This is a genomic window from Rhodococcus ruber, from assembly GCF_016804345.1.
Classification (GTDB): domain Bacteria; phylum Actinomycetota; class Actinomycetes; order Mycobacteriales; family Mycobacteriaceae; genus Rhodococcus; species Rhodococcus ruber.
The window spans coordinates 5,093,686-5,106,951 of sequence record NZ_CP044211.1; the positions used below are offsets into that span (position 1 = coordinate 5,093,686).

Below are 13,266 nucleotides of genomic sequence, written 5' to 3' on the forward strand. Positions count from 1 at the left end.
TGACATCGCGTCGGTTGGATCGAACCGATGTCACATTCGGCCCGACGGGGCGGGCCGCGTATCCGGCCCGACGGTGCGGGCGGCGCGCACGGCGAGGACGGAGACCACCGCGGCCGTCGTCGCCGCGACGGCCACAGCGACGAGCACGAACTGCCTCGTGGTGGTGGCGACGGTGAGCATGAGGGCAGCCTCCACCGCGAGACCGACCCACGCGACGGCCGCGAGGTGGGTGCGTTCGCCCGCGATCGCGGACAGCAGTGCGCCCTGCAGGACCGCCAGGCACGCGCCCTGCAGGGCGAACAGCCACAGCAGCGACTGCACCGGGGCGTAGGCGTCACCGACGAGCAGCGGCACGAGCGGCGCGCCCACGGCTGCGCCCGCGACGAGCGCCGCACCGATCCCGACGAGGACGGTCAGGGCCGAGCGGACCGCGGCCGCGGACTGGGCGGGGTCGGCCATCCGCGGGTACAGCACCACCCCGACCGCCTGCGGCAGCCAGAACGCGACTTTCGTCGCGACGGCGCCGAGCGCATACAATCCCGCGTCCTGCGGGTCGAGGACGGTGCGGGCGAGCAGCAGATCCAGCGACGTCAGGGCGATCAGCGCCAGCTGCACCTGGGAAGCGCGCAGCACCGCGAGCACGCCGACCGCCGGGGCGGTCCCGGATCCGGGCCCCGCCGGGGAGCGCGACACGAGCGTGGCGGCCGCGGCCGCGACGAACCCGGTGCCGACCGCGCCGGCGAACAGGGCCGCCCCCGGTCCGCCGCCGACGGCGAGCACCGCGACGGCGGGCACGACCTTCGCCACGCCGGCCGCGGCGAGGACGACGCTGAGCGCGCCGAACCGTCCCCGGCCTTGCAGCAGGCCCTGTTCGGTGGCGAGCAGCACGAGCAGGGGTGCGGTGACGAGCGAGCCGAGGGCACCGGCGACGCTGGTGTCGAGGGCCCACGCGACGAGGGGCACGACGGCGAGCGCGACGAACCCGGCGAGGCCGGCGCAGCGATAGCCGAGACGGCGCAGGGCCGCGGTGCCGGCACCGCGCACGGTCTCCCGGGCGACGACGGTCTGCAGGGCGAGCGCCGGCACGGCCAGGACCAGCTGGGCGGCCAGCAGACTGGCGAACTCCCCGTATCCCGCGGGTCCGAGCCACTGGGCCGCCGGCAGGTGCAGCAGATAGGACGCCAGGTTGGCGGTCATGGCACCGGCGGTCACCATCGTCATCCCGGCGACGGCGGTTCCGGTGGCCGGGCGCGGCATCTCAGGTCGCGGCATCGGACCATGGTTGCACGCGGCGGGTGCGGGCGACGAGGCGCGGGACACCGGCGCGAGATGGGTATTGTGCGGCCATGCCCAGGCCGGTGTCGCTGCGTCCCGCTGTCCCGGCCCTCTACAGCCTCGCGCTGGCGGCCGTGGTGCTCGGGCCGCTGCTCACCTCCCCCGGCTACCTGCTGTTGCGCGACGCGGTGAGCACCCCGCGGTCGTTTCCGACGGACTCGGCGCTGGGTCTGACCGATGCCGCGGCGCGGGCCGTCCCGCAGGACGCGTTGCTGGCGGCGGCGAGTTCGGTGGCGGACGGCGGCCTGGTGGTGACGGCGTTGCTCACCGGCGCCCTGTGGGCGGCCGGCTGGGGCAGCGCCCGGCTGGTGGCGGTGCTGTTGCCGACGGCCGGGCTGCCGGCCCGGCTGGTGGCGGCGACGGTGGGCGTGTGGAACCCGTACGTGGCGGAGCGGCTGCTGCAGGGGCACTGGAGCCTGCTGGTGGGCTACGCGGCGCTGCCGTGGACGGTGGTGGCCGCCGTGGCGGTGCGGCGGGGCGACCGCTCCGGGTGGCCGTCGCTGGCGGTGTGCCTGGGCGTGGCGGGCCTGACCCCGACGGGTGCGCTGCTGGCGTCGGGGACGGCGCTGGCCGTGCTCGCGCCCCCGGGCGGGCGGTCCCGGCGGGTGCCGCGGCTGGCCGGCGCGGTGGCGCTGGCGGGTGCGGTGGCGGCGCCGTGGCTGGTGGCGACGGCCGTCTCCGGCGGCGCGGGCGACGGATCGGATCCGGCGGGGGTGCGCGCCTTCGCGGCACGGGCCGAGCCCGCGCTGGGCACGCTCGGCAGCGTGGCGGGGCTCGGCGGCATCTGGAACGCCGACGCGGTGCCCGCGTCGCGGACGACGGTGTGGGCGCTGGTCGGTACTGCGGCGCTGCTGCTGGTGGTGGTGTGCGGGGTGCCGGCGCTGTGGCGGCGACGGCGCAACCCGGTGCTCGGCGTGCTGACGGCGCTGGCCGCGGTCGCGGTGCTCGGTCCCGCCCTCGCGGCGACGGGGCCGGGGCTGCGGGCCGGGGAGTGGGCGATGGTGCACGTCCCGGGTGCGGGTCTGCTGCGCGACACGCAGAAGTGGGTGGCCTGGGCGGTGCCGCTGTACGCGCTGGCCGCCGCGGCGGGGGTCGGCACGTTGCGGACGCGTTTCGGCGGGCGGGCCGGCGTCTGGGCCACGGCGACCGCGCTGGCGGTGCTGCTGGCCCTTCCGGACCTGGCGTGGGGCGTGGGCGGGCGCGTACGCCCGGTGCAGTATCCGGACGCGTGGCAGCGGGTCGCGGCGACGGTGCCGCCCGGCGACGGCGATGTGGCGGTGCTGCCGGCGGGTATGTTCCGGCGATTCGAGTTCAGTGGCGCCGCACCGGTTCTCGATCCGGCCCCCCGGATGCTGCGCGCCGACGTGCTGCAGTCCGGGGAGCTGATCGTCGCCGGCGGCACCGTCGCCGGCGAGGGCCGGGGGGCCGCGGAGGTGGAACGCCTGCTGCTGGCGGGCGCGGCGCCGGCCGACCTCGCGGCCCACGGCGTGGGGTGGGTGCTCGTCGAGCACGGCACGCCCGGGGATCTCGGCGACTCGGCCCGCACGCTCGAGCAGCTCGAGCCGGTGGTCACCGACGCCGCGCTGTCGCTGTACCGGGTGCGCGGGGTCGCCGGGACCCGGTCGGACGACCGGACGGCGGCGATCGCCGCGCACGCGCTGTGGGCGGCGGTGTCAGCAGGCGGGCTCGTGGGCCTGCTGGTCCTGCGACGGCGCGTCCGGCGCCGCGAGCACGACGGCGGCCTGCGCGGGGCGCGGGAACAGTCCTGAGACGCGGTGGCCCGCGGCCGTCGCGGCGAGCACCTCGTGCACCCCGTCGCCGGTCGCGGACCAGGAGAACTCGGCGGCGCGCACCCGGGCCTTGCCGCCGAGGGTGCGGCGGCGGTCGGCGTCGGCGAGCAGGTCGGCCACGGCACCGGTGAGCTCGTCCGGGGAGTCGACGAGCACGCCGGTGACGCCGTCGATGATCGAGTCGGTCAGGCCCTTGGAACTGCGGTAGCCGATCGTGGGCACACCGTGCTGGGCGGCCTCGACCACGGCGAGCCCCCACCCCTCCTTGCGGGACGGCATCACGTGCACCCAGGATCGGGCGAGCAGTTCGTGCTTGCGGTCCTCGGCGACGTGGCCGTGGAAGGTGACGGCGTCGGTGATGCCGAGGTCGGCGGCGGCTGCGCGCAGGTTCCGTTCCCACCAGCCGCCGCCGATGACGTCGAGGTGCAGGCCGGGGACGCGGTCGCGCAGCGCGGCGACGGCGACGAGGGCGTCCTCGATCTGCTTGTGCGGTACGAGCCGCGACAGCACGCACACGGTGGGATGCGCGGTGCGGGTGTGTTCGTCGCCGGGTTCGACGCCGGCGGGGACGGCGTCGGCACCGTTGCGCACGACGGCGATGCGGTCGCGGTCGACCCCGAGGGCCATGAGCTCGTCGGCGGACGGCAGCGACACGGTCAGGTACTGGTCGTCGCGGTGCACGCGCGGCGACAGCGTGGACTCGATCCACCAGCCCAGGGCGGCCATGACGCGCCCGGCGACGGGCCACTGCTCGCGGTGGCAGTGGTGCACGAGCACGGTCACGGGCGCCCCGGCGACGAGCCGGGAGAAGAACGGGATGCCGTTCTGGGTGTCGATCACGGCGTCGGGCCGGAGGTGACGCAGCGGGCCGACGCCGAGACGGCCGGCGGCGATCGCGGCGAGGGCCCGGGGATAGACGGTGAGCCGTCCGCCGCCGCGGCTGACGGTGACGCCGTCGATCTCGTCGCGGCGGGGGGCACCGGGGTAGGCGGCGGTGCGGAGGGTGACGCGGATGCCGCGCGCGGCGAGCTGGGCTCCGACCTGCTCGAGGTACCGTTCGCTGCCTCCGCCCTGGGGGTGCCCGGTATCGCGCCAGCACAGCAACAGAACCTCGCGCACGTGGCGACCCCCTGTGGTTCGTCGTCGACGGATGTATCCCGGAACACACTAACGGGTGCAGGGGCACCCGCGGTGGAGGGTTACCGGCGGGTAGTGCAGTGCGGGGGCCGCTATGGTTGCTCCTCGTGGTTGTTCCGACCCTGCCCGTTCCCCCGGTGGCCCGCACCTTCGCCCGGCGCGCCACCCTGCGCCGATCCGTCGGGCTGCTCGGCGACTTCCGGCACGAGCAGTCCGCACCCGAGCTGTTCTACGGGGCGCTCGCGCGCGACACCGTCGACCTGATCGGTGACCTGTACGCGGACCTGACCGACCGGGACCTCACCGGCACGACCGTCGTCGACGTCGGGGGCGGACCGGGATACTTCGCGGAGGTGTTCGGCGCGGCGGGTGCCCGCTACGTGCCGGTCGAGCCGGATCCGTCGGAGATGCACGCGGCCGGCCTCGCCGTGGGCGGGTCGGTCCGCGGCTCGGGCCTCGCGCTGCCGCTGCGCACGGGGTCGGTGGACGTGTGCTTCTCGTCGAACGTCGCCGAGCACGTGGCGCAGCCGTGGGTGATGGCCGAGGAGATGCTGCGGGTGACGCGGCCGGGCGGGCTGACGGTGCTGTCGTACACGCTGTGGTGGGGTCCGTTCGGGGGGCACGAGACCGGCCCGTGGCACGCGTTCGGCGGTGAGTACGCGGCCCGGCGGTACGCCCGCCGGCACGGCCGGGAACCGAAGAACCGGTACGGGGTCTCGTTGTTCGAGGTGGGCTGCCGCGACGGGCTGCACTGGGCACGGTCGACGCCGCACGGGGAGCTGCTGGCCGCGTTCCCCCGGTACCACCCGCACTGGGCGTGGTGGCTGGTTCGGGTCCCCGCGCTACGGGAGTTCCTGGTCAGCAACCTGGTGCTCGTGCTGCGCCGGCGCTGATGGTCGCGCTCGCCCTCGACGTCGGCGGCACCAAGATGGCCGCCGCCCGCGTTCGCGCCGACGGCACGCTCGACCCACCGCGGACGGTGCCGACGCCCGTGCACGGGGTGTGGGCGGCGTGCGCGCAGCTGCTGCGGCAGGTCGCCGCGGGGGACGAGGTGACCGCCGTCGGGATCGCCAGTGCCGGCCCGGTCGACACCGGCGCCGGCTCGGTGGCGCCGATCAACATCGGCGAGTGGGCGCGCGGCTTCGATCTGGCCGATGCCGTGCGCGGACTGTTCCCGCGCGCGGGGGTGCGGCTCGCGGTCGACGGGGCCGCGGCCGCGCTGGCCGAGCACCGGCTCGGGGCGGGCCGGGGTACGGCCGACCTCGTCGCTGTGGTGGTCTCGACCGGCATCGGCGGTGGTCTGGTGCTGGACGGCCGGATTGCCGGGGGCCGGACCGGCAACGCGGGCCACATCGGGCACATGGTGTCGAGCGTGGGTACCGAGGCGTGTGCGTGCGGGGGCGCCGGGTGCGTGGAGACCGTGGCGAGCGGGCCCGCCGCGGTGCGGTGGGCGCGGGGGCACGGCTGGTCCGGTGCCGACGGTGCGGCGCTGGCCCGCGACGCGGGGGCGGGCGATCCTGTCGCGGTGGCGGCGCTGGGACGGGCGGGGACGGCCCTGGGGGAGGTGATCGCGTCGGCCGCGGCGCTGGTCGACGTGGACCTCGTCGTGGTCGGCGGGGGATTCGCGCAGGCCGGCGCGCCGCTGTGGCGGCCGATGCGCGCGGCCGCGGCCCGGCACGCCCGGCTGCCGTTCCTGTCCGGGCTGCGGCTCGTCCCGGCGCGGCTCGCCGCCGCGGGAACCCTGACGGGCGCCGGGCTCCTCGCCGTCGCGGGCTGAGCTTCGACGCGAATCGCCCGCGCCGCGGCCCCTTCCCGCGTCACAATACGAGGGTATTGCCCTCGGGACGGGAGCGGCCATGACGCCTTTCCAGCGCTACATCGCCGAGGAGATCGCGGTGGACCACGCCGACGGTCTGCTCACCCGCCGCGAGGCGCTGCGCCGGCTGGGGCTGATGGGGCTGAGCCTCACCGCGGCATCCGCCCTGCTGGCGGCCTGCTCGAACGAAAACGGTTCGACCGTAACACCTTCCAGCCCTTCTGGGGCGGCTTCCGCATCCCCGGACCGGACACCGCCGGGTAGCGCGACGGCCGTTGCGACGGAGCCGATCACGTTCCCCGGCCCGGAAGGACGGACGCTGCAGGGCGCATGGGCGCCGGCGGCGGAGCCCCGGGGTGCCGTGCTCGTGATCCACGAGAACAAGGGACTCAACGATCACATCCGCTCGGTGGCCGGGCGCCTGGCCGGGGCCGGCTACTCGGCGCTCGCGATCGACCTGCTCTCCGAGGAGGGGGGCACGGCCGTGTTCACGGACCCGGCGCAGGCCACGGCGGCACTGAGTACCGTTCCGCCGCAACGGTTCTCCCAGGACATGCGGTCGGGCATCGACGAGCTGACCCGGCGGGTGCCGGATCGGGGCGTCGGGGCCGTGGGGTTCTGCTTCGGCGGCGGCATGACGTGGCTGCTGCTGACGACCGGCGACCCGCGCGTCGCGGCGGCCGTCCCGTTCTACGGACCGCTGCCCGACGCTGCCGACTTCGCCGGCTCCCGAGCCGCCGTCCTCGCGATCTACGCCGAACTCGACCAGCGCGTGAACGCCTCGCGGGACGCGGCGACCGCGGCGCTCGAGCGGGCGGGCCTGGCGCACGAGGTGGTCACCTACCCCGGCGCCGACCACGCCTTCTTCAACGACACCGGCCCCCGGTACAACGCGGACGCGGCCGCGGGAGCGTACGACCGGATGCTCGCCTGGTTCGGGACTCACCTGGGGTGACCCCTTCCGAAAACTTGTAACGTGTTCTAGTGTTCGAGGTCACAGTCCCGGTGGCCGGAAGGAGAGCGCGTGAGCATCGATCCTGCCGCGTCGACGTCCGGCGCCGCCGGCCACGACGCCGAGGTCGCGCGGCCCAGCGACTCCCGGCGCGATCCCGAGCAGGTCCGGGAGAACCTGCGATCGTGGCTCGCGACGAAGGTGACCGACCCGGTCGTCGAGAACGTGCACATCCCCGAGACCACCGGCATGTCCAGCGAGACGCTCCTGTTCGACGCCCGCTGGGACGGCACCGACCGTCCGCTGGTCGCCCGCGTCGCCCCGGCCGAGACCGCCGTGCCCGTCTTCCCCACCTATGACCTCGAGGGCCAGGCCCGTGTCATGCGCGCCGTCGCCGAGCACTCCCGCGTCCCCGTCCCGGCCGTGCACTGGTACGAACCCGACCCCGCCCCGCTCGGGGCCCCGTTCTTCGTCATGACCCGCGTCGCCGGTCGCGTACCGCCGGACGTCATGCCGTACAACTTCGGCTCCTGGGTCACCGAGGCCGGCGACACCGAGCGCGCCGCCATGCAGGACGCCTGCGTCGAGGTGCTCGCCGGTGTCCACGACGTCCCGCCGGCGAGCGCCGGGCTGGGACCGGCCGGCACCGTCGCCGACGCCGTCCGGGCGCACCTGGAGCGTCAGCGCGCCTACTACGAATGGACCACCCGCACCGGCGGCCCCCGCTCCCCGCTCGTCGAGCGGGCGCTCACCTGGCTCGACGCCCACCGTCCCGACGACCCCTCCCCCGCGGTGCTGTGCTGGGGCGACGCGCGGATCGGCAACATCCTCTTCGACGGGTTCCGGCCCGTCGCGGTGCTCGACTGGGAACTGGCCACCCTCGGCGCCCGCGAGATGGACCTGGCCTGGATGACGTTCCTGCACCGGTTCTTCGAGGACATCGCCGCCTCCGCCGGGCTCCCGGGTCTGCCGGGCTTCCTGCGTCTCGACGACGTCGCGCGCACGTACGCGCAGCGCACCGGTCACGTCCCGCGCGACCTGCACTTCTACACCGTCCACGCGGCGCTGCAGCACGCGATCATCATGCTGCGCATCCACACTCGCGCGGTGCACTTCGGGCAGGCGCAGCCACCCCACGACCCCGACGACGCGATCATGCACCGCGCCACCCTCGAGGCGATGCTCGACGGCACCGACCGGCAGGGGTCGGCGTCGTGAGCTCCCTGTCCCCCCTGGACGACTACCCCGTCCACCAGACGGCCGAACCGATCCGGCGCGTCGCGACGTCCGACCGCAACTTCTACGACCGGTACTACTTCAACTGCTACCCCGCCGACACCGCCGACCTGTTCCTGATCGTCGGCATGGGCCAGTACCCGAATCTCGGTGTGGCCGACGGTTTCGCGGTGCTGCGCCGCGGCGACGACCACCTCGTCGTCCGGGCGTCGAAGGCACTGGGCACCGATCGGACCGACACGGCCGTCGGACCGCTGCGCGTCGAGGTGCTCGAGGGGCTGCGGCGGCTGCGGGTGGTCCTCGAACCCGGCCACGCCGAGACCGCCGACCTCTCCTTCGATCTCACCTTCGAGGGCACCGTCCCGGCCACCGAGGAGACACCGCAGCGACTGCGCCAGCTCGAGCGCGTCGTCATGGACACGTCACGGTTCGTCCAATCCGGCCGATGGTCGGGCACCCTCACGGTCGACGGGCAGACGCGGCACGTGGATCCGCGCACGTGGCTCGGCAACCGCGACCGCTCGTGGGGCGTGCGCCCGGTCGGGGAACCGGAGCCGCCCGGACGCAAGGCGCACGAGGGCACGCCCGGCTTCTTCTGGATCTACTCGGTGATGCAGTTCGAGAACGACACGCTCGTCACGATCGTGCAGGAGGACGACCAGGGTCGGCGTCTGGTCGAGGAGGCGATCCGGATCCGGCCCGGCGCCGAGCCCGAGTGGCTGGGCCGGCCGGAGCACCGGCTGGTGTTCGCGCCGGGCACCCGCAACGTCACGGGGGCGGTGCTGACGTTCCACCGGCCCGGGTCCGAGGTCGTGACCGTCGACTGCGAACTGCTGGTGCCGAACCTGCTCGCCGTCGGTACCGGCTACGGGCTCGAGCAGGACTGGCGGCACGGCATGTGGCAGGGCGAGCTGGTGGTGCAGGCGCTGCGCCGCGACGTCCGCGAGATCGACCCGGCGTTGCTGCTGTTCTGCCCCACCGACCATCTCGCGCGGTTCCGGATCACCGGGTCGGACGCCGTCGGCACGGGACTGTTCGAGGTCGCCGTGATCGGACCGCACCGGCAGTACGGCTTCACCGGGTTCGTCGACACCCACCCCGCCCGGTCGGACAAGTGCGCAACCGAAGATCGTTGAGGAAAGGTGACATGACCGATTACGACAAGCTCTTCATCGGCGGACGCTGGGCCGCCCCATCCACCGACGAGCGCCTCGAGGTGTTCTCGCCGGCCACCGAGGAACGCGTCGGTTCCGTGCCGGTCGCCGGGCCGCAGGACATCGACGCCGCCGTCGCCGCCGCCCGTCGCGCCTTCGACGACGGACCGTGGCCCCGCACCTCGCCGTCCGAGCGCGCCCAGGTGCTCGCCAAGGCCGCCAAGCTGATCGAGGAACGCAGCGCCGACCTTGCGGCGTCGCTGTCCGCCGAGATGGGCCAGCCGCCGGCCTCGGTGCAGATGATGCAGGTGACGCCGTCGCTGGCGACGATCAACTATTATGCGGGCCTTGCCGATTCGTTTCCGTGGACGGAGGAGCGCACCGGCGCCTTCGGACGCTCCCGGGTGACGCGTGAACCCGTGGGCGTGGTCGCCGCCGTCATCGCGTGGAACGTGCCGCTGTTCCTGATGATCAACAAGCTCGGCCCGGCCCTGCTCGCCGGCTGCACCGTCGTGCTCAAGCCCGCGCCCGAGTCGCCACTGACCACCAACGCGGTCGCCGAGATCTTCGCCGAGGCGGGCCTGCCCGAAGGCGTGCTCTCCCTCGTCCCGGGCGGCGCCGAGACCGGTGAGTACCTCGTCGCGCATCCGGACATCGACAAGATCACCTTCACCGGCTCGACCGCCGTCGGCAAGCACATCGGCGAGATCGCAGCACGCAACCTCACCCGCTGCTCACTCGAGCTCGGCGGCAAGTCCGCCGCCATCGTCCTCGAGGACGCCGACCTCGACTCGACGATCGCGATGCTCGTGATGTCCGGCCTGATGAACACCGGGCAGGCCTGCGTCGGCCAGACCCGCATCCTCGCGCCGCGCTCGCGCTACGACGAGGTCGTCGAGAAGATGGTGGCGACCGCCGCGTTCTTCCCCGTCGGCATGCCCGACGACGCGGCGGCGCAACTCGGACCGCTGATCTCCGCGAAGCAGCGCGACCGCGTCGAGGGCTACATCGCCACGGGCAAGGAGGAAGGCGCGCGACTGGTGCTCGGCGGCGGCCGGCCCGCAGGCCTGGACAAGGGGTACTTCGTCGAACCGACGATCTTCGCGGACGTCGACAACTCCATGACCATCGCGCGCGAGGAGATCTTCGGCCCCGTGCTGTGCGTGATCCCCTACGACAGCGTGGACGAGGCGATCAAGATCGCCAACGACTCCGACTACGGCCTCGCCGGCTCCGTCTACACCACCGACGTCGACAAGGGCCTCGAGGTGGCGTCGCGGGTGCGCACCGGCACCTACGGCATCAACTGGTACGCCTTCGATCCGGGCTCACCGTTCGGCGGCTACAAGAATTCCGGCATCGGACGGGAGAACGGCCCCGAGGGCGTCGAGGCGTTCTGCGAGACCAAGTCGGTGCTGTACCCGCCCGGCTACGGCGCCTGACGGACTCTCGCGGGCTTCGGCCGAATGTCACATCGCGTCGATCGAATCGACCCGATGTGACATTCGGCCGTCACGCGACCTGCGGCCGTCACGCGGCGGCAGACGTCAGATGTACATCGCGGGATCGATGTAGCACGCCGGGTCGACGAGTTCCTCGTGCGACTTGCGGGGCCGGATCGTCGCCGGGATGCCGACGGCGATCGAGTCGGCGGGGACGTCGCGCGTGACGACCGCGTTCGCGCCGATCGCGACGTCGTCGCCGATCACCACCGGCCCGAGGACCTTCGCCCCCGCGCCGATGGTGACCCGATTGCCGATGGTCGGGTGCCGCTTGGTCCGTGCCAGCGACCGCCCGCCGAGCGTGACGCCGTGATAGATCATCACGTCGTCGCCGATCTCGGCGGTCTCCCCGATCACCACGCCCATGCCGTGGTCGACGAAGAATCGCCGGCCGATCGTCGCGCCGGGGTGGATCTCGATGCCCGTGAGGAAGCGGGTGAACTGCGCCAGGACGCGAGCCGGTCCCCGCAGCGCCGGTCGCGCCCACATCCGGTGTGCCAGCCTGTGCGACCAGATCGCGTGCAGGCCCGAGTACACGAGGGCGTTCTCCATGTCACCACGCGAGGCCGGATCGTGGCCCCGGGCCGCCTGCAGGTCTTCCCGGAGGGTGCGCAGAACACTCACGATTCGTTCAGTCCCGGATGTGCTCGAACAGCGGAGTGGAGATGTACCGCTCGCCGAAGTCGCAGACCACGGCGACGATGAGCTTGCCGGCGTTCTCCGGGCGCTTCGCCAGTTCCAGCGCCGCCCACACGATCGCGCCGGACGAGATGCCGCCGAGGATGCCCTCCTGCGTACCGAGATCCCGGCCCACGCGCACGGCGTCGTCGAACGAGACGTCGACGATCTCGTCGTAGACCGCGCGATCGAGCACGTCGGGCACGAAGTTCGCGCCGATGCCCTGGATCTTGTGCGGGCCCGGCTGCCCGCCGGTGAGGATCGGCGAATCGATGGGCTCGACGCCGACGATCTTCACCTCCGGCTTGTATTCCTTGAGCCTGCGGCCCGCACCGGTGATGGTGCCGCCGGTGCCGATGCCGGCGACGAAGATGTCGACCTCCCCGCCGGTGTCCTTCCAGATCTCCTCACCGGTGGTGTTGTAGTGGATCTCCGGGTTCGCCGGGTTCGCGAACTGGCGGGCGAGGATCGCGTTCTCGGTCTTCGCGACGATCTCCTCCGCCTTCGACACCGCCCCGGCCATGCCCTCGGAGCCGGGGGTCAGGACGATCTCGGCGCCGAACGCACGCAGCATCACCCGCCGCTCGGTGGACATCGTCTCGGGCATCGTCAGGATGACCTTGTAGCCGCGCGCGGCACCGACCATCGCCAGCGCGATGCCGGTGTTGCCGCTGGTGCCCTCGACGATCGTCCCCCCGGGCCGCAGCTCGCCGGACTTCTCGGCCGCGTCGATGATCGCCACGCCGATCCGGTCCTTGACGCTGTTGGCCGGGTTGTAGAACTCGAGTTTGACCGCGACCTGGGCGTCGAGCCCCTCGGTCAGCCGGTTCAGCCGCACGATCGGGGTTCGCCCGACCAGCTCGGTGACATTGTTGTAGATACCGCTCATGGGCCCGATCCTCCTCCCGGTCGCAGTGCCGACCGGATTGGTTCCGTCGTCACCTATTGCATCATTCCGCCGGATGCCCGATTCACGTGGGGAGCCGCACAGCGTGCCACCGCGAACCCGTCGCCGCGGAACGGACCGAATGTCACATGGCTTCGATCGAATCGAACCCATGTGACATTCGGTCCGTGGGCCGGGCGAACGATGTCGGAAACGTCCAATACTGCGGACGGTGACGACGCGAGACTGGTCGCATGACGCATTCCGTGAAACCGATTCCCACCGGCTACACCGCCCTCACCCCGTTCCTCGTCGTGGACGGTGCGGCCCGCGCCGTCGAGTTCTACCGCACCGTGTTCGGTGCCGAGGTCGTCGATCGCACCGACGGGCCCGACGGCACGATCGCGCACGCCGAACTGGACTTCGGCAGCGGCCGGCTCCAGCTGAGCGACCCCGCGCCGGCCATGGGCCTGCGCGCCCCGGACGGGACGAACGTCGTCGACCACTCCTACGTGCTGTACTGCACCGACGTCGACACGACGTTCACCCGCGCCGTCGAGCAAGGGGCGCAGGTCTTCGAGGAACCGTCGACATTCGTCACCGGCGACCGGTTCGGGACGATCCTCGACCCGTTCGGGCACCGGTGGGCGATCATGACGCGGGTCGAGGACGTCGCGCCCGAGGAGGCACGACGTCGCATCGACGAATGGCTCACGAGCCGGTCGTCCTGAGCAACCGGCACCCTGAAACGCCGAATGTCACATCGGATCGATCCAAGCG

12 protein-coding genes are annotated in these 13,266 nt (G+C 73.2%); 8 read left to right on the forward strand and 4 right to left on the reverse strand.

Annotated elements, in window-relative coordinates; translation table 11 throughout:
* Positions 1-30 precede the first annotated feature (30 nt).
* The gene (locus F1734_RS23290) at positions 31-1,257 is read right to left on the reverse strand and encodes a polysaccharide biosynthesis protein (RefSeq protein ID WP_203011962.1); all 1,227 of its coding nucleotides are present in this window, start codon (positions 1,255-1,257) and stop codon (positions 31-33) included.
* Positions 1,258-1,346: 89 nt separating this feature from the next.
* Here F1734_RS23290 and F1734_RS23295 point away from each other — a divergent pair, with 89 nt between their 5' ends.
* Positions 1,347-3,104, forward strand: coding sequence for an MmpA family trehalose lipid delivery protein (locus F1734_RS23295; protein ID WP_203011133.1), 1,758 nt, complete (start codon positions 1,347-1,349; stop codon positions 3,102-3,104).
* Here the strand turns inward: F1734_RS23295 and F1734_RS23300 are convergent.
* A complete protein-coding gene (locus F1734_RS23300) occupies positions 3,009-4,244 on the reverse strand; it encodes a glycosyltransferase family 4 protein (protein WP_040274921.1) in 1,236 nt (411 codons plus the stop codon). The two genes, F1734_RS23295 and F1734_RS23300, sit on opposite strands and share 96 nt — an antisense overlap.
* Positions 4,245-4,399: 155 nt before the next feature.
* Between F1734_RS23300 and F1734_RS23305 the strand changes: the two genes are divergently transcribed.
* From F1734_RS23305 to F1734_RS23330, 6 genes are all read left to right on the forward strand, one after another.
* On the forward strand, positions 4,400-5,155 hold the full coding sequence (locus tag F1734_RS23305) for a class I SAM-dependent methyltransferase (RefSeq protein WP_029539964.1): 756 nt from the start codon (positions 4,400-4,402) through the stop codon (positions 5,153-5,155).
* The gene (locus F1734_RS23310; protein WP_048773149.1) at positions 5,155-6,039 is read left to right on the forward strand and encodes an ROK family protein; all 885 of its coding nucleotides are present in this window, start codon (positions 5,155-5,157) and stop codon (positions 6,037-6,039) included. The genes F1734_RS23305 and F1734_RS23310 overlap by 1 nt, the downstream gene beginning before the upstream one ends.
* A gap of 79 nt (positions 6,040-6,118) precedes the next feature.
* Positions 6,119-7,033 carry a dienelactone hydrolase family protein gene (locus F1734_RS23315; protein ID WP_017682247.1) on the forward strand — a complete coding sequence of 305 codons (915 nt, stop codon included), beginning with the start codon at positions 6,119-6,121 and terminating at the stop codon, positions 7,031-7,033.
* Between the two features lie 69 nt (positions 7,034-7,102).
* A complete protein-coding gene (locus F1734_RS23320; RefSeq protein WP_017682248.1) occupies positions 7,103-8,248 on the forward strand; it encodes a phosphotransferase family protein in 1,146 nt (381 codons plus the stop codon).
* Positions 8,245-9,402: an Rv3169 family protein gene (locus tag F1734_RS23325; protein ID WP_064066766.1), complete on the forward strand. Its 1,158-nt coding sequence runs from the start codon at positions 8,245-8,247 to the stop codon at positions 9,400-9,402. Before F1734_RS23320 ends, F1734_RS23325 begins: the two co-directional genes overlap by 4 nt.
* Before the next feature lie 11 nt (positions 9,403-9,413).
* On the forward strand, positions 9,414-10,862 hold the full coding sequence (locus tag F1734_RS23330; RefSeq protein ID WP_010593532.1) for an aldehyde dehydrogenase: 1,449 nt from the start codon (positions 9,414-9,416) through the stop codon (positions 10,860-10,862).
* Between the two features lie 105 nt (positions 10,863-10,967).
* Here F1734_RS23330 and epsC read toward each other — a convergent pair whose 3' ends face one another.
* Positions 10,968-11,546 (reverse strand): serine O-acetyltransferase EpsC, encoded by a 579-nt coding sequence (gene epsC, locus F1734_RS23335; protein ID WP_010593533.1) that lies wholly within the window; start codon positions 11,544-11,546, stop codon positions 10,968-10,970.
* Positions 11,547-11,553: 7 nt separating this feature from the next.
* Entirely contained in the window at positions 11,554-12,489 is a 936-nt protein-coding gene (gene cysK / locus F1734_RS23340; RefSeq protein ID WP_003939081.1) for a cysteine synthase A, read from the reverse strand.
* A gap of 251 nt (positions 12,490-12,740) precedes the next feature.
* On the opposite strand from cysK, the gene F1734_RS23345 reads away from it, so the two are divergent.
* Complete coding sequence (locus tag F1734_RS23345; RefSeq protein WP_064066765.1) at positions 12,741-13,217, forward strand: VOC family protein; 477 nt, start codon at positions 12,741-12,743, stop codon at positions 13,215-13,217.
* Positions 13,218-13,266 lie beyond the last annotated feature (49 nt).

What these genes read in the sequence shown, in the direction of transcription:
- F1734_RS23345 (WP_064066765.1), top strand. Translation starts at nt 12,741, where the DNA reads ATGACGCATTCCGTGAAACCGATTCCCACCGGCTACACCGCCCTCACC.
- F1734_RS23315 (WP_017682247.1), top strand. Translation starts at nt 6,119, where the DNA reads ATGACGCCTTTCCAGCGCTACATCGCCGAGGAGATCGCGGTGGACCAC.
- F1734_RS23290 (WP_203011962.1), bottom strand. Translation starts at nt 1,257, where the DNA reads ATGCCGCGCCCGGCCACCGGAACCGCCGTCGCCGGGATGACGATGGTG.
- F1734_RS23330 (WP_010593532.1), top strand. Translation starts at nt 9,414, where the DNA reads ATGACCGATTACGACAAGCTCTTCATCGGCGGACGCTGGGCCGCCCCA.
- F1734_RS23310 (WP_048773149.1), top strand. Translation starts at nt 5,155, where the DNA reads ATGGTCGCGCTCGCCCTCGACGTCGGCGGCACCAAGATGGCCGCCGCC.
- F1734_RS23295 (WP_203011133.1), top strand. Translation starts at nt 1,347, where the DNA reads ATGCCCAGGCCGGTGTCGCTGCGTCCCGCTGTCCCGGCCCTCTACAGC.
- cysK (WP_003939081.1), bottom strand. Translation starts at nt 12,489, where the DNA reads ATGAGCGGTATCTACAACAATGTCACCGAGCTGGTCGGGCGAACCCCG.